This is a genomic window from Streptomyces filamentosus (genome assembly GCF_014654895.1).
Classification (GTDB): Bacteria; Actinomycetota; Actinomycetes; order Streptomycetales; family Streptomycetaceae; genus Streptomyces; species Streptomyces filamentosus.
Genome location: NZ_BNBE01000001.1, coordinates 2,293,330 through 2,313,499 on the forward strand (window position 1 = coordinate 2,293,330; position 20,170 = coordinate 2,313,499).

General features: G+C 73.2%; 21 protein-coding genes and 1 pseudogene. 11 read left to right on the plus strand and 11 right to left on the minus strand.

Annotation, left to right across the window (positions count from 1 at the left end):
* Positions 1-172: 172 nt before the first annotated feature.
* A complete protein-coding gene (locus IE326_RS10230) occupies positions 173-1,684 on the plus strand; it encodes a PTS transporter subunit EIIC (RefSeq protein ID WP_150230236.1) in 1,512 nt (503 codons plus the stop codon).
* A gap of 87 nt (positions 1,685-1,771) precedes the next feature.
* Here IE326_RS10230 and IE326_RS10235 read toward each other — a convergent pair whose 3' ends face one another.
* The 5 genes from IE326_RS10235 to IE326_RS10255 form a co-directional block, all read right to left on the minus strand.
* A complete protein-coding gene (locus IE326_RS10235; RefSeq protein ID WP_190041341.1) occupies positions 1,772-2,248 on the minus strand; it encodes a S26 family signal peptidase in 477 nt (158 codons plus the stop codon).
* Between the two features lies 1 nt (position 2,249).
* Entirely contained in the window at positions 2,250-4,223 is a 1,974-nt protein-coding gene (locus tag IE326_RS10240; protein WP_190041342.1) for an ABC transporter ATP-binding protein, read from the minus strand.
* Positions 4,223-4,762: a TlpA family protein disulfide reductase gene (locus IE326_RS40610; protein WP_229915278.1), complete on the minus strand. Its 540-nt coding sequence runs from the start codon at positions 4,760-4,762 to the stop codon at positions 4,223-4,225. Before IE326_RS40610 ends, IE326_RS10240 begins: the two co-directional genes overlap by 1 nt.
* Before the next feature lie 31 nt (positions 4,763-4,793).
* Positions 4,794-5,420 (minus strand): MauE/DoxX family redox-associated membrane protein, encoded by a 627-nt coding sequence (locus IE326_RS10250; RefSeq protein WP_150230226.1) that lies wholly within the window; start codon positions 5,418-5,420, stop codon positions 4,794-4,796.
* Between the two features lie 82 nt (positions 5,421-5,502).
* Entirely contained in the window at positions 5,503-5,682 is a 180-nt protein-coding gene (locus IE326_RS10255) for a hypothetical protein (protein WP_030750301.1), read from the minus strand.
* Between the two features lie 342 nt (positions 5,683-6,024).
* On the opposite strand from IE326_RS10255, the gene IE326_RS10260 reads away from it, so the two are divergent.
* Both IE326_RS10260 and IE326_RS10265 read left to right on the plus strand, forming a co-directional pair.
* A complete protein-coding gene (locus IE326_RS10260; RefSeq protein ID WP_229915279.1) occupies positions 6,025-6,402 on the plus strand; it encodes a hypothetical protein in 378 nt (125 codons plus the stop codon).
* A gap of 62 nt (positions 6,403-6,464) precedes the next feature.
* Complete coding sequence (locus IE326_RS10265) at positions 6,465-7,208, plus strand: transporter substrate-binding domain-containing protein (protein ID WP_190041343.1); 744 nt, start codon at positions 6,465-6,467, stop codon at positions 7,206-7,208.
* A 7-nt stretch (positions 7,209-7,215) separates the two neighbouring features.
* On the opposite strand, the gene IE326_RS10270 is transcribed toward IE326_RS10265, so the two are convergent.
* The gene (locus IE326_RS10270; protein WP_190041344.1) at positions 7,216-8,208 is read right to left on the minus strand and encodes a Rossmann-fold NAD(P)-binding domain-containing protein; all 993 of its coding nucleotides are present in this window, start codon (positions 8,206-8,208) and stop codon (positions 7,216-7,218) included.
* Between the two features lie 120 nt (positions 8,209-8,328).
* The gene (locus IE326_RS10275; RefSeq protein ID WP_190041345.1) at positions 8,329-9,072 is read right to left on the minus strand and encodes an SDR family oxidoreductase; all 744 of its coding nucleotides are present in this window, start codon (positions 9,070-9,072) and stop codon (positions 8,329-8,331) included.
* Between the two features lie 104 nt (positions 9,073-9,176).
* Between IE326_RS10275 and IE326_RS10280 the strand changes: the two are divergent.
* Positions 9,177-10,026: pseudogene (locus tag IE326_RS10280) on the plus strand (LysR family transcriptional regulator).
* Between the two features lie 103 nt (positions 10,027-10,129).
* Here IE326_RS10280 and IE326_RS10285 read toward each other — a convergent pair.
* A complete protein-coding gene (locus IE326_RS10285; protein WP_190041346.1) occupies positions 10,130-11,047 on the minus strand; it encodes a hypothetical protein in 918 nt (305 codons plus the stop codon).
* A 147-nt stretch (positions 11,048-11,194) separates the two neighbouring features.
* Between IE326_RS10285 and IE326_RS10290 the strand changes: the two genes are divergently transcribed.
* Positions 11,195-11,488: a hypothetical protein gene (locus IE326_RS10290; protein ID WP_229915280.1), complete on the plus strand. Its 294-nt coding sequence runs from the start codon at positions 11,195-11,197 to the stop codon at positions 11,486-11,488.
* 15 nt (positions 11,489-11,503) lie between these two features.
* Here the strand turns inward: IE326_RS10290 and IE326_RS10295 are convergent, their stop codons facing one another.
* Complete coding sequence (locus IE326_RS10295; protein WP_190041347.1) at positions 11,504-12,490, minus strand: helix-turn-helix domain-containing protein; 987 nt, start codon at positions 12,488-12,490, stop codon at positions 11,504-11,506.
* A 702-nt stretch (positions 12,491-13,192) separates the two neighbouring features.
* Here IE326_RS10295 and IE326_RS10300 point away from each other — a divergent pair.
* The 3 genes from IE326_RS10300 to IE326_RS10310 all read left to right on the plus strand — a co-directional run bounded on the left by IE326_RS10300 (position 13,193) and on the right by IE326_RS10310 (position 15,240).
* The gene (locus IE326_RS10300; protein ID WP_150230206.1) at positions 13,193-13,732 is read left to right on the plus strand and encodes an EF-hand domain-containing protein; all 540 of its coding nucleotides are present in this window, start codon (positions 13,193-13,195) and stop codon (positions 13,730-13,732) included.
* Between the two features lie 363 nt (positions 13,733-14,095).
* Entirely contained in the window at positions 14,096-14,971 is an 876-nt protein-coding gene (locus tag IE326_RS10305) for a helix-turn-helix domain-containing protein (protein ID WP_190041348.1), read from the plus strand.
* The gene (locus IE326_RS10310; protein WP_190041349.1) at positions 14,968-15,240 is read left to right on the plus strand and encodes a DUF397 domain-containing protein; all 273 of its coding nucleotides are present in this window, start codon (positions 14,968-14,970) and stop codon (positions 15,238-15,240) included. Before IE326_RS10305 ends, IE326_RS10310 begins: the two co-directional genes overlap by 4 nt.
* Before the next feature lie 67 nt (positions 15,241-15,307).
* Here the strand turns inward: IE326_RS10310 and IE326_RS10315 are convergent, their stop codons facing one another.
* Entirely contained in the window at positions 15,308-16,048 is a 741-nt protein-coding gene (locus IE326_RS10315) for a class I SAM-dependent methyltransferase (RefSeq protein WP_190041350.1), read from the minus strand.
* A 101-nt stretch (positions 16,049-16,149) separates the two neighbouring features.
* Here IE326_RS10315 and IE326_RS10320 point away from each other — a divergent pair, with 101 nt between their 5' ends.
* The 3 genes from IE326_RS10320 to IE326_RS10330 all read left to right on the plus strand — a co-directional run bounded on the left by IE326_RS10320 (position 16,150) and on the right by IE326_RS10330 (position 18,206).
* Positions 16,150-16,314 (plus strand): hypothetical protein, encoded by a 165-nt coding sequence (locus IE326_RS10320; protein ID WP_190041351.1) that lies wholly within the window; start codon positions 16,150-16,152, stop codon positions 16,312-16,314.
* 374 nt (positions 16,315-16,688) lie between these two features.
* On the plus strand, positions 16,689-17,432 hold the full coding sequence (locus tag IE326_RS10325; RefSeq protein WP_190041352.1) for a class I SAM-dependent methyltransferase: 744 nt from the start codon (positions 16,689-16,691) through the stop codon (positions 17,430-17,432).
* 444 nt (positions 17,433-17,876) lie between these two features.
* On the plus strand, positions 17,877-18,206 hold the full coding sequence (locus IE326_RS10330) for a deoxyxylulose-5-phosphate synthase (RefSeq protein ID WP_190041353.1): 330 nt from the start codon (positions 17,877-17,879) through the stop codon (positions 18,204-18,206).
* A 113-nt stretch (positions 18,207-18,319) separates the two neighbouring features.
* On the opposite strand, the gene groL is transcribed toward IE326_RS10330, so the two are convergent.
* On the minus strand, positions 18,320-19,948 hold the full coding sequence (gene groL, locus IE326_RS10335; protein WP_150230188.1) for a chaperonin GroEL: 1,629 nt from the start codon (positions 19,946-19,948) through the stop codon (positions 18,320-18,322).
* Between the last annotated feature and the right edge of the window lie 222 nt (positions 19,949-20,170).

Sequence of the window (20,170 nt, forward strand, 5' to 3'; positions counted from 1 at the left end):
CACGCACGCGTCCGCCCGAGCCGCCCCGCGCGCGACCTCCCGAGCCGCCCGCGCGCAACCGTCCGAGCCACCCCGCACGCGACCACCAGGCCCGGCCCGCCCCCGACCCCCGACCCTCCGGCCCGGCCCGCACGCTCCTCCCCCACCCCCGCACCGAAGGCACCACCGCACCATGAGCACAGACGACAAGAACCGCGCCACAGCCGCCGCGATCCTCCCCCTCGTCGGCGGCGCCGGGAACATCACCTCCGTGGCCCACTGCATGACCCGCCTCCGGCTGGGTCTGCGCGACCGCTCACTCGTCCAGGACGAGGCCCTGAAGGCCCTGCCGTCCGTGATGGGCGTGGTGGAGGACGACACGTACCAGATCGTCCTGGGCCCCGGCACGGTCGCCCGCGTCACCCCCGAGTTCGAGGCCCTGGTGGCCGAGGGGGCGGCCGAGCGGCCGCAGCACACGCCGACCGCGGAGGAGCTCGCCGACAAGGGCGCCGCCATCAAGGCCGCGCAGAAGCAGAAGAACGCGACGCCGTTCAAGCTCTTCCTGCGGAAGATCGCGAACATCTTCGTGCCGCTGATCCCCGCCCTCATCGGCTGCGGCATCATCGCCGGCCTCAACGGCCTGCTGATCAACCTCGGCTGGCTGCCCGGCGTCACCCCCGCCCTCGCCGCCATCGCGAGCGGCTTCATGGCCCTCATCGCGGTCTTCGTCGGCTACAACACGGCCAAGGAGTTCGGCGGCACCCCGATCCTCGGCGGCGCGGTCGCCTCCATCATCGTCTTCGCGGGCGTCGCCAAGATCGAGGTCTTCGGCCAGACGCTCTCGCCCGGCCAGGGCGGCGTCCTCGGCGCGCTCGGCGCGGCCGTCCTCGCGGTGTACGTGGAGAAGTGGTGCCGCCGCTGGGTCCCGGAGTCCCTGGACGTGCTGGTCACCCCCACCCTCACCGTCCTCGTCTCCGGCCTCGTCACCGTCTACGGCCTGATGTTCGTCGCGGGCGAGGTCTCGCAGGGCATCGGCGACTTCGCCAACTGGCTCCTGGAGCACGCGGGCGCCGGCGCCGGCTTCCTCCTCGGCGGCCTGTTCCTGCCGCTGGTGATGCTGGGCCTGCACCAGGCGCTCATCCCGATCCACACCACCCTCATCGAGCAGCAGGGCTACACCGTCCTCCTCCCCATCCTGGCGATGGCGGGCGCGGGCCAGGTCGGCGCGGCGATGGCCGTCTACCTGAAGCTGCCCCGCAACGGCTCCATCCGCCGCACGATCAAGTCCGCCCTCCCGGCCGGTTTCCTCGGCGTCGGCGAGCCGCTGATCTACGGCGTCTCCCTCCCGCTGGGCCGCCCCTTCGTCACGGCCTGCGTCGGCGGCGCGTTCGGCGGCGGCTTCGTCGGCCTCTTCTCGATGCTGGGCGACAAGGTCGGCTCCACCGCCATCGGCCCGTCCGGCTGGGCGCTCTTCCCGCTCCTCGACGGCAACAAGGGCCTCGGCACCACGATCGCGATCTACGCGGGCGGCCTGCTCGTCGGCTACCTCGTCGGCTTCGTCGCCACCTACTTCTGGGGCTTCAGCCGCTCGATGATCGAGGAGTTCGACACCGACCCGGAGGCGGCCGCCGCCCCGCCCGCCGCCACCGGCCCCACCCCGCCGACCGGCACCACCACCCCCGACCCGGAACCCGTGAAGGTCTGACCCCCGCCCCGGACGAGAACCTTCCCGTACGGCTCCGAAGGACGAGGCCCCGGCCCCGCGCACCGAGCGCGGACCCGGGGCCCTTCGTCACTCCGGCCGCCCGTCCGGGGAGGGCTTCCCCGGCGGGTGGGCCGTCCCGTCGAGGACGACGCCGACGACGCTCGACACCGGCAGCAGCCCCCAGAAGCGGGAGTCCGTGCTGAAGGCCGGGTTGTCGCCGAGCAGCGCCACGCGCCCCGGGGGGACGAGCGTCCCCGCCGGCACCCCGGCCGCCCCGCACACCTCCGGCGGCACCGGCTCGCCCGCCAGCGCGGCGATCCGCTTCACCACCAGCGGCGGCCGGACGGTCCCGTCCCGGCGGGGCCGCACGAGCCCCTCCGGCGGAGCTACGACGACGATCCGGCCGGTGCGGAGCCGAGCCGCGCCGCGGACGACGAGGACCCGCTGACCGTCCCGCAGCGCGGGCATCATGCTCGGGCCGTCGATCCGCAGCCGGGACAGGAAGTACCGCAGCAGGAGGAGGGCCAGGACGGGCCCGGCGACCGCGCCGAGGAACACGTACACGTCACCACCCCCCTCGCGGGCCGGGGCCCGGGACGGCGGACGCGGGGACGGAGCCGGGCACCGGCACGGCCCCCGCAGCGGGTTCCTCCGGGCGGTAGCCGTCCGCCTGGAGTTCGAACAGTTCGGCGTACCGGCCGCCCCGCTCCATCAGCTCCCGGTGCGTGCCCTCCTCGACGATCCGGCCGTCGCCGAGGACGACGATGCGGCCGGCGTCCCGGACGGCGCCGAGGCGGTGCGAGATCACCACGCCCGTCGCGCCGCGCCGCAGCGTGCGGAGGCTGTCGTGGATCTCCTTCTCGGCCTCCGCGTCGAGCCCGGCGCTGGGCTCGTCGAGGATCATCAGGTCGGCGTCGGAGCGCATGAACGCCCGTGCCACCGCGACCCGTTGCCACTCCCCGCCGGAGAGCGACTGGCCGGCGAACGAGGGGCCTCCGGCGCCGGGGAAGCCGCCCTGCTCGCCCTCCGGGACGAAGATCCGGCTGAGCAGGGTGGAGTAGCCGGCGGGCAGGCGGGAGAGCCGGTCGTGGATGCCGGCCGCCCGGGCCGCCGCGGTGACCGCCTCGGGGTCGGCGGCGCGGTCGAGCCGCCCGAGGCCGACGTTCTCGCTCGCGGTGAGGTCGTAGCGGCCGTAGTCCTGGAAGACGACGCCGATCCGCCGCCGCAGTTCGTCCGGGGCGAAGGCCCGCAGGTCGGTGCCGTCCCACAGGATGCGGCCGACGGTCGGGTCGTACAGCCGGCACAGCAGCTTCACGAGGGTGGTCTTGCCCGCGCCGTTCAGCCCGACGAGCGCGGTCGTCGTGCCGGCGGACAGCGTCAGGTCGACGCCGCGCAGCACCCACGGCGAGGTGTCGTCGTAGCGGAACCAGACGTTCTCGAAGGTGATCGAGGACCGCAGCGGCCGGGGTTCCTCCGCGGGTCCGTCGAGCTGCTTCAGGTCGGGGGCCATGTCGCGCAGCGCCCGGTAGGAGACGAAGGTGAGCAGTGCCTGGTAGGCGTTGCTGCCGGTGCTCGCGAGCTGGCCGACGCCGGTCTGGATGGCGGCGGTCGCGGCGAGGAAGACGGAGACGTCGCCGACGGACAGCGTCCCCTCGCCGACCGCCCGGACGACCCAGACGAGCCCCGCGCCGTACACCGCGACGCCGAGGACGGACGGCGGAACCCCCCTGAGGAGGTTGCGGAGTTCGGTGCGCCGCTCGGTCTCGGACGCGGCGGCCAGCTCGGCCCGCGCCCGGTCCTTGAAGTGGTCCTGGAGGCCGAAGAGCCGGATCTCCTTCACCGCGTCGGTGTCGGTGAGCAGGCTCGCGTAGAAGAGCCGGCGGCGGCTGCTCGCCACGATGTCGCGGATGACGGCGGCCCGTCGGCGGCCGGCGGTGAGCTGGGTGCGGAAGGTCGGCAGCGCCATGACGACGGTGAGCGCGCCGAGCCACGGGTTGAGCACGCACACCGTGATCAGGAAGCCGAGGAAGGTCACCAGCGCCTGCACGCCGCCGACGAAGGAGCCGATCAGCATGCCGGGGGCGGAGGACCCGGCCTCCTGGGCGAGCCGCAGCTCGTCCTGGAAGGCCGGGTCCTCGAAGTGCCGCAGTCCGGGAAGCCGGTTGACCCCCTCGAACAGCTCGTCCTGGACCCGGAGCTGGACCCGGCGGGCGTGCTGCTCGCGGAGGAAGTCGGTGACGGCGGGGACGAGCGCGATGCCGAGGCTCACCGCGACCAGGAGGACGGCGACGCGGACGAGGTCGTCGGTGGGCCGGTGCCGGGTGATCGCGTCGAAGAGCTCGCGGACGAGGAGCGCGGCGGCGGCGGGCAGCAGCCCGGCGACGACGCTCCCCGCCAGGTAGAGCAGGAGCGCGCCCCGCCCGGACCGCCAGGCGAGCCCGGCGGCGGTCCGCCCGGCCCGCACCACGTCGGCGGACGGCCTCAGCGACCTCGGCGGCTTGGCCGGCTTCGGCGGCTTGGCCGGCTTCGGCGGCTTCATCAGGAGGCGGCGGCCGTCGTCGGGACGGGGCCCGCGACCTGGCCGCGGTCGTGCACGCGCCCCTCCGCGTCGACGTCGAGGTAGCTCGGCCAGCGGACGATCCCGAAGGAGGCCGAGGCCCCCTCGGAACCGGCGGCCTCGGTGACGACGCGGGCGACCGGGTCGAGCAGGTCGATCATCCGCTGCCGCTCGGGGCCGCCGCCCTTGAGGAAGACGAGGACATGATCCCGGCCACCGGGGTGATCCTTGGCCATCGCGGCGAATTCCGGCGCCTGCTCGATGCAGGGGCCGCAGGTCGTGGAGAGGAATCCGACGACGGATCCGTTGGCGACGGAATCGCGGTCGATCTCCTCTCCGGAATGCGTGCGCGTCCGGAATTCGGGGACGGGAGAACCGTCCGGGAGTTTGTTCTCCGGCGCGTCCGAGACGTATTCGCCGGAATTACCGGAGGAAGCGGAGGTGCGGCGCGCGAGCGCGAGCAGGAGGAAGAGGTTGAAGACGGAGAGACAGCCGATCAGCACGACGGCGGCGACAAGCATGGAAAGGGCCTCGCTTGGATTCTCGGCGGATTCAGGGGACCCGCCGGCTGGTTCCGCGGGTGGCGTCGCTCCCGCCGGCTCCGGAGAAGACGTCGGCGAGCAGGTCCGTGGAGACGACGAGCGCGCTCACGCAGACCGCGCCGAGGAGACCGACGAGGGCTCCGGCGGGGTCGAGCGGGCCGGGCACCGGCACGGACACCGGCCCGTCCGGCCCGAGGGCGGCGGCGCAGCCCGCGGCGGTCGCCGCCAGGAGGACGGCGTTGCGGACGAGGTGGGCGGGGCCGACCCGGGTGCGGGTGGCGCCGAAGCAGGAGCAGGAGGTGTCGATCTTCCGGCGGAGGACCGACACGAGGGCCGCGGTGAAGACCGCGACCAGACCGAAGGAGAGGACGAAGGCCCAGGCCGTGAGCGCCGGCACCCAGACGGCGGCGGCCAGGGCCGCCTCCAGGAGCGGCACCGCCGCGGTGACCGTGCCCACCGCCCGCCCCGGCACCACCCGCATCTCCACGACGGAGGCGCGGAACTCGCCGGGCGCGCGCAGCTTCCCCAGCGCGGAGGCGGCGAAGACGACGGTCACGACGCACCGCAGGGCCAGCACGAGGGAAGCACCGGCCGCGGGGTCCCAGGACAGCGGTCCCCCCAACAAGGAATCGTTCATTCTCCTACCTCCGCTCCCGGGGAGGGTGCCCCCTCCGGGGCCGCGACGCGGCCCCGGAGGAAGCACCGGCCTGCACTGCGCGTCAGCAGTCGCCCGGGTAGGACTTGGTGACGCAGGACGGCGCCACCGCGCAGTTCCAGGAACAGCAGACGCGGACGTAGAGCGTGGAGCCGGAGCACCAGCTGCTGCCGCCCGCGGGGCAGGCGCAGTACGCCTCGGCGCTCTCCTCGCGGAGAACACGACCGAGAACTCGGTCCGCCATGCCGACAATTGCCTTGACCATTTGATCCCCCACATAAGTGAAGACGGATTTTCGGGTCGTGCAACGTTCACGAGACTCGCGTGCCGCAACCTACCCGGCCCCCGGAATAAATGTCTAGACCAACCGCGATCTTCCTTGCGAACCCCTCCCCGCCCCCAGGAACACCGCATTCCGCATGCACGTGCAGATGGCTGAAAACAAACCCCTGTCGCGTCCGCTCCGGCCCTCTTAAACTCCCCCCGTGGACCACGAGAGGGCGCGCGAGCGCGTGACGACGGGACCCCGCGGCTTCCGTTAGCCCGCCGGGACCTCCCCGGCGGTGACCGACGGACGGAGCCCTCCGTGACCCGCACCGCCCACCACCTCCGCCTCCCCCGCCACGACACGTGGGGCACACCGGGCGGGGGACCTCTGCGCACCGTCGTCCTGTACGACCTCCGGTACAGCGCCCGCGTCCTCGCCGAGGCCGCCGAAGCCGGCCGCCGCCCCCGCCCGCGGCGCGTCCGCCGCCGCGTGGCCGTCCACTGGCTGCCCCGCCACGGCAAGGACACCAACCTGGCCGTGGCGGCCAACCTGGAGGAACGCCGGGCCCGCCAGGCCCTCCGCGCCCGCCTCACCGCCCTGCGCCACGCGCTCGACGCGGCCGGAATCACCGACGCGGCCGACTCCGTCGACATCCCGCCCGCCCGGCACCGCCGGGGCGTGCTCTGGATCTCCTGACACTCCTGGCCCCGCCCCGGCCCGGCCCTCCGCCTCCGCCCCTGTCCCTAGACTCCGCAGACATGACGACCAAGCACAGCACCGGCTCCGACCGTCACGACCTCGCCGCCGTCGCCGCGGACCTCGCCCCCACCGGGGTCCTGCGGGCCTCCGTCAACCTGGGGAACCCGGTCCTGGCGCAGGGCACGCCGGAGGAGCCCGGCGGGGTCACGGTGGACCTGGCGCGGGAGATCGGGCGGCGGCTCGCGCTGCCCGTCGAGACGCTCTGCTTCGACGCGGCCCGCAAGTCGTTCGAGGCGATGGCGGAAGGCCGCGCCGACCTGTGCTTCCTCGCCGTCGACCCGGCGCGCGAGAAGGAGGTCGCCTTCACCGCGCCGTACGTCGTCATCGAGGGCGTGTACGCGGTCCCCCGCGACTCGGCGCTCGTCACCGTCGAGGACGTCGACGCGCCCGGCGTGCGCATCGGGGTCAAGCAGGGCTCGGCGTACGACCTCCACCTCACCCGCACCCTCGCGCACGCCACCGTCGTCCGGGGCGCGGAAGGCGTCGACGTCTTCCGCACCCTGGACCTGGAGGCCGGCGCGGGCATCCGGCAGCCCATGGCCGCCTACGTCGCCGCGCATCCCGAAGTCCGGCTGATCGACGGCCGGTTCATGGAGATCCGCCAGGCGGTGGGCACGACGACGAGCCGGACGCCGGCGACGCTGGCCTACCTGGACGCCCTCCTGACGGAGCTGAAGCGCGAGGGCTTCGTGTCGGAGGCCCTCCGCGCCTCGCACCAGGATCCGGCCCTGGTCGCCCCGTAGGACTCCGCTACCTCTTCCCCCACAGCTCCAGCAGTTCGGCCTCCTTGGCGGCGCCGAGCCCGGCCCGCCGCTCCCGCCCGAGCCCCTGCTCGCGCTCCCACGCGAGCGTGTCGGTGATCAGCTCCTCGCGGGAGCGGTGGCGCAGGCCCGCCGCGAGGGCGGCCTCGCCGGAGCGTGCCTGGAAGCCGCCCCAGCCCTCGGCGACGATCCACAGCGGCAGCGAGTCCTCCCCCATGAACTCCTCCACCCCCTGCTCCAGCAGCCAGGCCGACTCCACCGGCACCACCGCGCCGGTGTGCCCGCCGATCTCCCGCGACAGCCCGATCCACTCCCCGAGCGTCACCTGCGGCCCGACCGCGTCGTAGACGCCCGTCGCCCCCTTCTCCGCGGAGTCGAGGATCCAGTCGACGAGGTCCCGCACGTCGACCACCCGCGTCGGCATCAGCGCCTCGTCCGGCACGAGCAGCGCCCCCCGCGGCTCCCGCGCCGACCGGGCCACCCAGTACCCGCTCCGCCCGCTGGCGTCCCCGGGCCCCCCGATGAGCCCCGCGCGGGCGACCAACAGCCGCTCCCCCACGGCCCGCTGGGAGGCGATCTCGCAGGCGACCTTGGCCTCCCCGTACAACTCCCTTCCCACCTCGCCGAGTTCGGTGGGCTCCAGCAGCGCGGCGGACTCGTCGCCGCCCGTCTCGGCGTGCGAGGCGTACACGTTCCCCGAGGACACGTACGTCCAGTGCCGGGCCTTCCCGCCCAGCGCCTCCAGCGCCCCCTTCACGAAGGCGGGCTGCCACGACACCTCGACGACGGCGTCCCACTCCCGCCCCGCCACACCGTCATAGGCCCCCGGCTCCCGCCGGTCGGCCACCACCAGCTCGGCCCCCTCGGCGCCCCCGCCGCTCTCCCCCCGCGCCAGACACGTCACCGCGTGCCCCCGCGCCAGAGCCCGCCGGGAAACCTCGCGCCCGACCCACGCCGTCCCACCCAGCACCAGAATGTCCATGCGGCCCAGTGGACCACCGCGAACCCCGGAAACGGGCCGGGGTTCGCCGTGGGCGGAGCCCGCGTGAGCGGGCCGGGTCCGGTCAGCCCGGCAGGCCGCACGGCGTGCGCAGGCCGTCGGTCACCAGGGCACCTCTCCCTCGTCGTCGAAGAAGCGACCGGTCGGCCCGTCGCCGTCCACGGTGGCCAGCCGGATCGCGGCGGCCGCGCCCTGCCGGGGAGTGCGCACCCCCCGGAAGCCGTTCAGGTCGGTCGCCGTGTAGCCGGGGCAGACGGCGTTGACCAGGATGTGCGTGCCGGCCAGTTCCTTGGCGTACTGCACGGTGACGGCGTTGAGGAACGTCTTCGACGGGGCGTACCCGACGGCGATGGGGCCCGTCTCGGCGCCGGGCGTGGTCTGGAGGCCGAGGGAGCCCACGCGGCTGGAGACGTTCACGATCCGCGGCGCGGGCGAGCGGCGCAGCAGCGGCAGCAGGGCGTTGGTGACGCGGATGACGCCGATCAAGTTGGTCTCCACGGCCGCCCGTACCCGGTCGACGTCGACCGTGGTGGGCTCCTGCGGTGCGCCGCCGGTGATGCCGGCGTTGTTGACGAGCGCGTCCAGCCGCCCGGTCCGCTCCTCGATCAGCCGGGCCGCCGCCGTCACGCTCGCGTCGTCGGTCACGTCCAGCGGCACGCCGAACACGTCGGCGCCGGCCGCGCGGAGCCCGTCCACGGCGGCCTCGCGCCGTTCCTCGTTCCGCGCGCCTACCCCGACCGTCCAGCCGAGGGCGCCGAGCCCGGCGGCGATCTCGTACCCGATGCCCTTGTTGGCCCCGGTCACCAGCGCGACCTTGGGGTGGTTCACGATGTTCGTCTCAGTCATGGCACCGATGCTTCTCCCCCGCCGGGCGGGGCGTCCAAGACCGGCTGGGTGGGCGGCGATACCGCCCGGGTATCGCTCCTGGTCAGGCCGATTAGGCTGGCGGGGTGGAGACACGTGAGCTGCGGTACTTCGTCGCGGTCGCCGAGGAGCTGCACTTCGGCCGGGCCGCGCAACGGCTCGGCATCGCCCAGCCCCCGCTGTCACGGGCGATCGCCGGGCTCGAACGGCGCCTGGGCGCCCCCCTGCTGGAGCGCGGCAGCCGGGGCGTCGCCCTGACCGGTTCCGGAGCGGTGCTGCTGCGGGAGGCGCGGGCGGTGCTGGACGCCGTCGAGGCCGCGGAACGGCGCACCCGCCGGGCCGCGCTCGCCGCGACGGGCAGCCCCGCCGTGGTCCTGGCCGCGAAGGCCGGCGCCTCCGGCGAACTGCTGGCCGAACTCCTCGACGCCTACGCCGCCGAACCCGGCGCCGTCGCCGTCGACGTCGTGCTGTGCGGGCCGGGCGAACAAGGTTGCGGTGCTGCGCACCGGCCGGGCCGACGTGGCCCTGCTGCACCGGCCCTTCGACGACACGGCCGGCTTCGACACCGAGGACCTGCACTCCGAGGGGCAGATCGCGATCCTTCCTGCGCGCCACCCCCTCGGCACCCGACCCCACCTGCGGCTCGCCGAGGTCACCGCCGTTCCCGACCTGCCCCTGCCCCGCTGGCCCCGTCCCGACGGCACCTTCCCGGACGGACCCGGACCGCAGGTGCGCGACCACACACAGCTCACCCAGCTCATCGCCCTCGGCCGCGCCTGCGCGATCGTCCCCGAGTCGGGCCGCACCGGCCTGCGCGAGGGCCTCACCGCCGTCCCGGTCATTGACGCCCCCCGCGTCACCACGGTCATCGCCTGGCCCCCGCACAGCCGCTCGACGGCGGTCGCGGGACTGGTCCGCGCGGCCACCGCTCTGTGACCGACGGGGTGAACCCCGCTCCACCGCACCGGATTTCGGGACCCGCGCCCGGCCACATGAGCACGGCCGGGCAGGCACCCGATGCCGGGTCGCGGAAGCCCGGCTACTCCTCCGCGTCCGCTTCCCCGGGCTCCACCGTTCCGGTCTCGAAGATCTCCTCGGCGGTGGCGACGGTGACCGCGCGGGCGAGCCAGAGGCGCAGCAGCTCGGGGTCGTCGCAGGAGGTCACGCGGGCACGGACGGCGGCGGGGACGTCGAGGCCGCGCTGTTCGAGGACCAGCAGTATGGCGTCGGCGCGCCCCTCGGCACGGCCCTCGACCCGGCCCTCGTCGCGGAGCTCTTCGGAGAGGTAGGACTTGTAGAAGGAGAGGTCCACGGCCACCAGAGTCCTCCAGATTTCCTGGGCCGGGCGCTTGCTCAGCCCTTGTGCGGTGAATTCGATGATCGGGTCGGCGACGCTCTCGGGAACGTCCCGCAGCGCGGTGGACAGGGCTTTCAGTATCCCACCGATGTCCGGATCACTCGCGTGCGTGATGGCCGAGAGGGCGGTCAGGGCCAGGTCCTCGGCGGCCGTGGCCGGATCGGTGATGAACGGCATGTTGTGGGGGCCCACGACGACCGGCCGGACGCTGAGCGTGGGCATGTAGGCGGGGCCGCTGACCACCGGCCGGGCGGCCCATTCGGCCGTCGCGCGGTCCTGGCAGACGACGAGGAGGGCGGTCGGCAGTCCGTACTTCGTCCACAGGTAGGAGACGTAGTACGCCCAGCTCGCCGGCTTGGCCGGGTCTTTCTTGCCCTGCGCCTCGATGGCGAGGAGGAGGCTGCCCTCCTGGGCGCTGTCGAGGCGCAGGAGCGTGTCCACGCGGCGTTCGACGGGCTTCGTCTCGGTGAGGTCGTTGGGCAGGACGACCGCGTCGACGACGGTCGGGAGGGGCAGTCCCAGGACTCCTTTCAGGCGGCTGAAGAGGTGGAGGTCGTGGCGGAAAATGTGGTGCATCGCCTCGTGGGGCGGATTGACCATGGAGGTTCCTCGGAGGTCGTGGAATCGGATGCGCGTGCCAGTGGAGTGGGTGGAGTGAGGTCCTTCCTTCAGGGGGCCGACTCGCCGTCGTGGGTCGTTCGGGCGGCTGCGGGGCGAGGGCTCGCGGGGTTCGCGGGGGTTCCCGAGGTGGACGGGGTGCTGCGGCGGCTGCTGGTGGACGGGCGCGACACCTTCGTCACGCAGGAGACGGCGGAGGCGCTGCTCGAACGGGGGGACGCGTGCGGGCTGCGGTTGGTGCTGGGGGCGTTCGACGGGGCGGACGACGACACCGCCGATCACCTCGATGACGCGCTGTTCGGGGTCTGCTGCCGGAGCCGGGAGGACGCGGAGCGGTTCGCGGCGCTGTGTGCGGTGCTGGTGGAGGACCCGGACGGAGCGGTACGCGGGGAAGCCCGCCGGCTGCTCGGGCGGTCGGGGTGAGGGCGCTCCCGGTCCTCAGGGGGTGCAGGCGGGGCAGGTGCCCGGTTCCGGGGCGCGGTGCGCGCGGTCGCAGGTGTCGCAGTTCTGGAGGGGGTGGCGGGCGGCCGGGGGGCCGCCGAGGGCCGGCAGGGGCGGGAGGCCGTCCGTCAGGCGGTGGGCGAGGAGGGCGGCGGGGCGGTGGAGGGGCGTGTCGGGGAGCCTGCGGGTGAGGGCGTGGAGGACGTCCTCCGGGGTGCAGTCGCGTTCGAGCCAGGCCGCGACCCCGGGCACGAGGTGTTCCGCCTCCGCCGTCGAGACCAGCAGCCGGCTGTCGTGGCGGCGGAGGCCCGCGACCACCGTGAACGCGATCTCCAGGAGGCCGGGCGCCGGGTACAGCGGCTGCGGCACGGCGGGCAGTGCGGGGCGACGCGGGCCCGTCCTCCCGAGCGGGCTCGCGGGGGCGGCGGGAGGCGCCGGGTCCGTGGCGGCCGCAGGGGCGGCGGGGGCGGTGGTGTCGGCGTCCGGCGTCATGTCCGGGGCCTTCTCCGCGAGCGGGGCCGGGGCGGGGGCCGCCGCGCGTGAGGGCTCGGGGTGGTTGCAGGAGACCGTGATGGTGATGATGTGGCCGCTCGGGTTGCGGGAGGTCGTGCGGCGGAGGTAGCCGTGGGCCTCCAGTTCGTTGAGGGCCCGCGCGATGCACTTGCGGCCTTCGGGGAAGCGCTCGGCGAGGGTGACGATGTCGACCTTGGCGCCGCTGGGGAGGGACTGGATGTGGGTGGCCAGGCCGATGGCGACGAGGGAGAGGTCGGGGTGCTGCGCCAGGTCGTTGCCGATGACCGTGAAGCGGGTGGTGTGGCGGATGTTGTCGTGGATCACGCCGCCACCGCCCCCGCGGCCCGCTCGCCGGGCCGTGCGGGGCTTGCGGGCGGTGCGGGGCTTGCGCGAAGGGCCTCCCGCCGGGCGCGTCTTGGCCGCGCCTCCGGACGGGGCGTGGGGGCGGGCAGTAGTGTCTGTCGTACCCATGACAGGAAGCCTCTTTCTTCCTCGAAGTGGTCAGACCCCCGCCCGGGGTTCCAGCCCGGCGGGGGTCGTCTCATGTTTGGGGGCGGCCATCCCGCGTCTTTCCCCAACGCGGTCTCGCCTCATGGCGAGCCTAGGGCAGGCAACCCACCTGAAAGCCAGCCGAGTTGGCATATTCACCCACCCGAGTGATCACGTCCTGCCACGGGAGGGAAGGTGGGGTTTGGTCCGGTTCTTTCTTCCGCAGGTCGTTCTTTGGGAGATCGGCCGCCGCACCGGCGTCCACTGGAGTGGATGCCGGTGGAGGGCGTTTTCCACAGGTCATCCACAGGGTTATCCACAGGGGGGAGTCTCAAGTTCCCTCCCATTGAGGCTGTTTCGAGGTGATTCGGGGTGTGGACTCGCGCCACGGCCCGTCCGTTTACCCACAGGGGTGGGGACTCCCTTTCGCACACTCCCGCGAGGAATCGATCCTCCCTGCCCGCGTCAACTCGCCGCCTCCCGAAGGGGGTGACACCCCGGAACGGGCCCGCCCCCCGCGCCGCCCCGGATCCGGGCACTCCGGCGCCTGATGAACAACCGCCACACTGACACTGCGCGACCAAGTCGTTACCGTGTGTGGCGATCGGGCCGGGTCGTGCCGCCACGCGGACACCTCCGGCCGTCGACCCCCCTGTGCACCACTCTCACCGGAGGACCTCCACCATGACCACTTCCGTGCAGCTCGACCGGACCCAGAAGCGCTTCGACCTGTGGGACATCAACGGCGACGGCCAGATCGACCGTTCCGACTGGAACGCCGAGGCCGAGCGCATCCTCCAGGCCTTCGGCGAGGCCCCCGGCACCCCCGCCGCCAAGCAGCTCCTCGACGCGTACCTCGGCATGTGGGCCTTCTTCGCCGACAAGGCCGGCATCGACGAGCACACCGGCGCGCTGACCCCCGAGCAGTTCAACCACATCGCCGAGGAGCACATCCTGGAGAACGGCGGCGCCGGCTTCGCCCGCGTCGTGACGCCGACCATCCAGGCCATCGTCGAGCTGGTGGACGTGGACGGCGACGGGCAGGTCAACCCGGCCGAGTTCAAGTCCTGGCTCGACGCCATCGGCGTGCGGGACGTCAACCCGCTGGAGGCGTTCGCCCAGATCGACGCCAACGGTGACGGCCAGCTCTCCGTCGAGGAGCTCGTGCAGGCCGTCCGCGCCTTCCACCTCGGCGAGATCGACGTGCCCCTGCTCGGGCGCTGATCCGTCACGGACGGACCACCGGGGACCCCGTACGGCCCCGGGGCGGGAGCGACACCCCGCCCCGGGGCCGTGGCGCGTCCGGACCTCCCCGCGCCGGCGCCGCGACGACGGGGGATCGGTGACGCCGGGCAGGAAACCGACGCGACCCCTCCCCCTTGCCGCGCCTAAGTGGCGAGAACTAGACAGGAGTTGAGGGTTTCATCCGTTCGTCCCGTCCGCACCGCCGCCCCCTCCTACCGTGAGCCGTGACGGCGTCGGCGCGCACGGCCGCTGTCCGGAGCTTGTCCACTGCTGTCCGGACTGACCCGGCCCCGGGCAGGGGTAGATGCGTCGCGCCACGAAGGGGCGAGGGAAAGGTGCGGCATGTCGGTGGACGACGCGGTGCGGAAGCTCATGACCGAGGCGGACGATCCCGGATGGGATGTCGATCCGGACGACGAGTGGGGCGTCGCCGTCATCGCGACGGTCGGAAGGCAGTTGCGGCTGAGGAGGGAAGCGGCGGGCATGAGGGCCGCCGATTTCGGGGCGATCCTCGGTTACAGCGAGGGCCTCGTCTACAAGATCGAGGGCGGCAAGCGGATCCCCCGGCCGGAGTTCCTCGACAAGTCCGACGAGGTGCTGGGAGCTGACGGGCTGCTGTCCGCGATGAAGGAGGACGTCGCCAAGGTCAGGTACCCGAAGAAGGTACGAACCTTGGCGAAGATGGAGTCCAAGGCGGTCGAGATCAGCGTCTACGAATGCAACCTCATCCCCGGCTTGCTCCAGACGCCGGAGCACGCTCGGGCCGCGATCGAGGCGGCGCAGCCCCCGTACTCGCAGAGCGACGTGGAGCGGATGGTGGCTGGTCGTATGTCCCGGCAGTCCGTCTTCGAGCGGGACCCGGCACCCGCCCTCAGCTTCGTACTGGAGGAAGCGCTTCTACGCCGCCCCCTCGGGGGCACAATGGTGTGGCGAAGGCAGCTCGAACGCCTGCTGGAGATGGGCCGCTTGCGTCACGTCACGTTCCAGGTGATGCCACTACACAGTGAGGTCCACTCCGGACTGGACGGTCGGATCGAGCTGCTGAAGTTCGTCGACGGCACGGCAGTGGGACGATCCGACGGCGCGTTCGCTGGGCGCGCTGTCTCCGATGCGAAGCAACTCCGCATCCTTGAGCTGCGCTATGGCACCATCCGAGCGCAGGCACTTCCGCCGGGGGAGTCGCTTGCCCTCATCGAGCAACTGCTGGGAGAGACATGATCCGCAACACCCCTGCCGGGGCAGCCTCGGAACTGGCCTGGTTCAAGAGCAGCTACAGCGGCGGCAACGACGGCGAGTCCTGCATCGAGGTCGCCTGGCACAAGAGCAGCCACAGCAGCAGCAGCGAAGGCGACTCCTGCGTCGAGGTCGGCTCCTGCGCGACCACCGTCCATGTCCGTGACTCCAAGTGCCTCGACGGCCCCCAGCTCGACCTCGCCCCGGGCGCCTGGACCTCCTTCGTCTCGTACGCCTCGGACGCGCGCGTCTGAACCCAGCCGTTCCCCGTACGACGACGGAGGCCCGGGATCTCGTCCCGGGCCTCCGTCGTCGTCCCGTCTACGGCTTGTGGGTCACCCAGAGCATCTCCGCCGGCCAGTGGTGGGCCCAGTCGGACGGTTCGGTCTCGTTGTAGCCGTTGAGGGCGTCCGGAGCGGGGCGGGGCTCGATGAGGTCGTCGACGACGAGGCCCGCGCGGATCAGGGTCCTGATCCAGTCGCCGTAGGTGAGCTGGTAGGTGGTCGCGCCGTCGCCCTCGGCGATGGTGTCCAGGCCGAAGTAGTCCTTCTGGAGCGTCGTGGTCACGCGGGCGGCGGTCTCGTCGTAACAGACCTCGAACCAGGGGCTGGCGACGTTGAACACCAGGCGCCCGCCCGGGCGCAGGACGCGCGCGGCCTCCGGGACGGCGAGGTGCGGGGGCGCCCAGCTGAGGCCGCCGAAGTCGCAGAAGACCAGGTCGAAGGCGCCCGTGGCGAAGGGGAGGCGTTCGGCCGCGCCCTGCACCAGGGGGTAGCGGTCCGCACCCCTCGCGCGGGCCGCCGCCGCGAGCTGGGCCTCGGACAGGTCGAGGCCGACCACGGCGGCGCCCTCGGCGGCGAGCGCCCGGGACCACTGGCCGGCGCCGCAGCCGAGTTCGAGGACGCGCTTGCCCGTGACGTCGCCCAGGGCGCCCAGGTGGGCGTCGGGGACGGAGTACATGCCCCACAGCCGGGGCTCGGCGCCGATCCTGGGGTCGTGCCGGTGCTGGTAGTCGCTGCTGATCCGGTTCCAGAGGCGCCTGTTGGCGGGGACGCTGTTCACGTACCGACCCCAGCACCGGCCGCCGGGGCCGGTCAACCGGAAAAGGGCGCGGGGCGGGCGGACCCTTGACGGGGCCACGTCCCGGCGCGTCCGATGTCCCCATGAGGCACTGGGGGCTGGGCGTCTTCACCGTCGGCATGATCGCGGTCCTGGCGGGGAGCAAGGGGCGGCGGGGGTGGGACGTCTGGTCCCGGCGGCAGCGCGTCGTCTGCTCGGCCGGCTTCGTGCTGGTGCTCGCCGGGCTCGCCCTCATGGGGCCCGCTTAGGGCCCGTCCCGGGCCCCGCCGGGGGTGCGGCGGCGAGGCGGCCGCCCGTGCGCCGGGAGGCGGGCCGTGCCCCTCCGGCCCGGTGACGGAGCCGCGCGCGGCCGGGGCCGCGAAGCCCCCTCCCAGGGCCGGGGGAAGGCCGTCCGAACGGCCTCGGAAACCCACCCCGGCGGACCGCCGGAAGGCCCCTTCCCGGCCCTGGGAGGGGGCTTCGCCGCTTTCTCGGGTCCGGCGCGGGGAGGCGGGTGGCGGGGCCGTCACGGGGCCGCCCCAGGGGACCCCAGGGGCTTTCACTCGACCCTCAACACCCGCTCTGACCTGGGTATTTGAGGGAATCGGGCCTAGTCTGGAGGTCACGTCGAGGGGAGAACCGCATGGTGGGGACGGATCGCGGCATCCGTACGGTCGAGGACGTCATGGCCCTGTTGGACGGGCTGTTCGCGCCCGGCGCCGACCGGTGGACGGAGGGCGGCGCCGAGTGGTGGGACGGGTTCTACGCGGACCGCGGGCGGCCGGTGCCGTTCTTCGTCCCGAAGCCGGACGAGAACCTGGTCTCGTACGCGGAGAGGGGACTGCTCCCGGACGGCGGGCGCGCCCTCGACCTGGGCTGCGGGCCCGGCCGGAACACGCTGCACCTCGCCTCGCTCGGGTACCGCGCGGACGGCGTCGACCTGTCCGCGAACGCGATCCGCTGGGCCGGGGAGCGCGCGGAGGAGAGCGGCACGGAAGGCGTCCGCTTCACGTGCGGCGACGCCTTCGCCGCCGGGACCGTCGAGGGGCCGTACGACCTCGTCTACGACTCCGGTTGCCTGCACCACCTGCCCCCGCACCGCCGCGTCGGCTACCTGGCCCTGCTCGACCGGGTCCTCGCGCCCGGCGGCGTCTTCGCCCTGACCGCCTTCGCGGCGGGCGAGGGCGGCATGGGCTCGGAACGGCCCGACGCCGACTTCTACCGCGCGGGCGCCCTGGACGGCGGCCTCGCCTACACCGACGACGACCTCCGGACCCTCTTCGCGGACCTGGAGCCGCTGGAGGTCCGCCGGATGCGCGACGAGCCGGAGGACTCGCCGCACTTCGGCAGGGGCTTCCTGTGGACGGCGCTCTTCCGCCGCCCGTAGGGGGCCGGAGCGAAAAGGGAGGGGCCCGGGGGTGCACCCCCGGGCCCCTCCCCCGTCCGCCGGGAGGCCCGCCCGGAACAGGGCCCTTGGAGCCGTTCCAGCCGCCGGCGCCGACCAGCACACGGGCGCCGTACGGACCCGCCCCGGTGGACGCGTACCGCCACAGCTTCCGGCCGTGTCCCGGGCCGGCAGGTCCGCCCTGCCGTCGCCGGACAGGTCACCCACGCCGGCGAGGGCCGAGCAGCCGCCCCGGCCGCCGCCGAGCCGCGCGTACGCGTCGGCGCAGCGGTCGCCGTTCAGGCCGCCCACCGGGACGAGGAGGGCCGTCGCGGGGAACCTCGTCCAGGCGGCACGGGCCTCGCCGTGCGCCGGGGCGGCACCCCGCACGGCCCGCACCGCGTAAACGCCTGGGCCCGTCCCCCTCCCCGCCCCTACCCTGCCCCCATGGGCATCCACCGCAGTTCCTACGTCTGCCTGCCGTGCCGGGGCTCGTACAAGCGGGACCACCGTCCGGGCACGCACCGGTGTCCGCGCTGCGGCGCGGCGATGACCGGCGTCGGGGCCGCTTTCCAGCCACCGAGGCGGAACGACACCGAGGGGTGGCGGGTGCTGTCCGTGCTGCTCCACGCGGGCCTCCGCTTCCACAAGCAGGGCTGCTCCGGCGGCGGCTCCGGCTACCGGCCCCGCACCCTCGCCGAGGTGAAGGCCCGCATGGCCCTCGCCCGCCGCACCGGCGAGCCCTTCGCCGAGGCCCTCGTCCGGCCGGTGGTCTGAGACGTACGGAAAAAGCCCGAGGGCGGCACCCCCTTCGCAGGGAGTGCCGCCCTCGGTTCGCGTTCAGCTCGCGATCGGCTCGCGGGGAGCCGTGAACCGCTGATCCCGGGGGATCAGAAGTCCATGTCACCGCCCGGCATGCCGCCGCCGGCCGGGGCAGCGGCCTTCTCCGGCTTGTCGGCGATGACGGCCTCGGTGGTGAGGAAGAGCGCGGCGATCGACGCGGCGTTCTGGAGCGCGGAGCGCGTCACCTTGGCCGGGTCGATGATGCCCTCGGCGATGAGGTCGACGTACTCGTTGGTCGCGGCGTTGAGGCCGTGGCCGACGGGCAGGTTGCGGACCTTCTCCGCCACGACGCCGCCCTCGAGGCCGGCGTTGACGGCGATCTGCTTCAGCGGGGCCTCCAGGGCCAGCTTCACGATCGCGGCACCCGTGGCCTCGTCGCCCGCGAGGTCGCCCTCGAGCTTCTCGAAGACCGAGGAGGCCTGGAGCAGGGCCACGCCGCCGCCGGCGACGATGCCCTCCTCGACGGCCGCCTTGGCGTTGCGCACGGCGTCCTCGATGCGGTGCTTGCGCTCCTTGAGCTCGACCTCGGTCGCGGCACCGGCCTTGATGACCGCCACGCCGCCGGCGAGCTTCGCGAGGCGCTCCTGGAGCTTCTCGCGGTCGTAGTCGGAGTCGCTGTTCTCGATCTCGGCGCGGATCTGGTTCACGCGGCCCGCGACCTGCTCGCTGTCACCGGCACCGTCGACGATGGTGGTCTCGTCCTTGGTGATGACGACCTTGCGGGCGCGGCCCAGCAGGTCGAGACCGGCCGACTCCAGCTTGAGGCCGACCTCCTCGGAGATGACCGTGCCGCCGGTGAGGATGGCGATGTCCTGGAGCATGGCCTTGCGGCGGTCGCCGAAGCCCGGGGCCTTGACCGCGACGGAGCGGAAGGTGCCGCGGATCTTGTTGACGACCAGCGTCGACAGGGCCTCGCCCTCGACGTCCTCGGCGATGATCAGCAGCGGCTTGCCCGACTGCATGACCTTCTCCAGGAGCGGGAGGAGGTCCTTCACGGAGGAGATCTTGGAGTTGACGATGAGGATGTACGGGTCCTCGAGCGCGGCCTCCATGCGCTCCATGTCGGTCGCGAAGTACGCCGAGATGTAGCCCTTGTCGAAGCGCATGCCCTCGGTGAGCTCCAGCTCCAGACCGAAGGTCTGGGACTCCTCGACCGTGATGACGCCTTCCTTGCCGACCTTGTCCATGGCCTCGGCGATGAGCTCGCCGATCTGGGTGTCGGCGGCGGAGATGGAGGCGGTGGAGGCGATCTGCTCCTTCGTCTCGACCTCCTTCGCCTGCTCCAGCAGGGCGCCGGAGACGGCCTCGACGGCCTTCTCGATGCCGCGCTTGAGGGCCATCGGGTTGGCACCGGCGGCGACGTTGCGGAGGCCCTCGCGGACGAGCGCCTGGGCGAGGACGGTGGCGGTGGTCGTGCCGTCGCCGGCGACGTCGTCCGTCTTCTTGGCGACTTCCTTGACCAGCTCGGCGCCGATCTTCTCGTACGGGTCCTCGAGCTCGATCTCCTTGGCGATGGAGACACCATCGTTGGTGATCGTGGGGGCGCCCCACTTCTTCTCGAGGACGACGTTGCGACCCTTGGGGCCGAGGGTGACCTTGACGGCGTCAGCGAGCTGGTTCATGCCGCGCTCGAGACCGCGCCGGGCCTCCTCGTCGAACGCGATGATCTTGGCCATGTGAAGTGGTCCTCCCGGACATGGGGTGGATAACGCTCCAGGACCGCGCCGACGCCCGCGACGGACGGCCTCCGCGTTCCGTGTGGTTCCTTGCCCCACCCGGGTCGGCGGCCTCGTCTGCTCGGTCCTCGTAGCACTCTCACCTTCCGAGTGCTAACGCCAATGATTAGCACTCGACCCATGCGAGTGCAAGCGACTCTCAAGGATCAGACCCGTCCGCGA

Coding starts and splice junctions, on each gene's coding strand:
- IE326_RS10230 (WP_150230236.1), top strand. CDS start 173: ATGAGCACAGACGACAAGAACCGCGCCACAGCCGCCGCGATCCTCCCC.
- IE326_RS10240 (WP_190041342.1), bottom strand. CDS start 4,223: ATGAAGCCGCCGAAGCCGGCCAAGCCGCCGAAGCCGGCCAAGCCGCCG.
- IE326_RS40610 (WP_229915278.1), bottom strand. CDS start 4,762: ATGCTTGTCGCCGCCGTCGTGCTGATCGGCTGTCTCTCCGTCTTCAAC.
- IE326_RS10250 (WP_150230226.1), bottom strand. CDS start 5,420: ATGAACGATTCCTTGTTGGGGGGACCGCTGTCCTGGGACCCCGCGGCC.
- IE326_RS10255 (WP_030750301.1), bottom strand. CDS start 5,682: ATGGCGGACCGAGTTCTCGGTCGTGTTCTCCGCGAGGAGAGCGCCGAG.
- IE326_RS10265 (WP_190041343.1), top strand. CDS start 6,465: ATGACGACCAAGCACAGCACCGGCTCCGACCGTCACGACCTCGCCGCC.
- IE326_RS10270 (WP_190041344.1), bottom strand. CDS start 8,208: ATGGACATTCTGGTGCTGGGTGGGACGGCGTGGGTCGGGCGCGAGGTT.
- IE326_RS10275 (WP_190041345.1), bottom strand. CDS start 9,072: ATGACTGAGACGAACATCGTGAACCACCCCAAGGTCGCGCTGGTGACC.
- IE326_RS10285 (WP_190041346.1), bottom strand. CDS start 11,047: ATGGTCAATCCGCCCCACGAGGCGATGCACCACATTTTCCGCCACGAC.
- IE326_RS10295 (WP_190041347.1), bottom strand. CDS start 12,490: ATGGGTACGACAGACACTACTGCCCGCCCCCACGCCCCGTCCGGAGGC.
- IE326_RS10300 (WP_150230206.1), top strand. CDS start 13,193: ATGACCACTTCCGTGCAGCTCGACCGGACCCAGAAGCGCTTCGACCTG.
- IE326_RS10305 (WP_190041348.1), top strand. CDS start 14,096: ATGTCGGTGGACGACGCGGTGCGGAAGCTCATGACCGAGGCGGACGAT.
- IE326_RS10310 (WP_190041349.1), top strand. CDS start 14,968: ATGATCCGCAACACCCCTGCCGGGGCAGCCTCGGAACTGGCCTGGTTC.
- IE326_RS10320 (WP_190041351.1), top strand. CDS start 16,150: ATGAGGCACTGGGGGCTGGGCGTCTTCACCGTCGGCATGATCGCGGTC.
- IE326_RS10325 (WP_190041352.1), top strand. CDS start 16,689: ATGGTGGGGACGGATCGCGGCATCCGTACGGTCGAGGACGTCATGGCC.
- IE326_RS10330 (WP_190041353.1), top strand. CDS start 17,877: ATGGGCATCCACCGCAGTTCCTACGTCTGCCTGCCGTGCCGGGGCTCG.
- groL (WP_150230188.1), bottom strand. CDS start 19,948: ATGGCCAAGATCATCGCGTTCGACGAGGAGGCCCGGCGCGGTCTCGAG.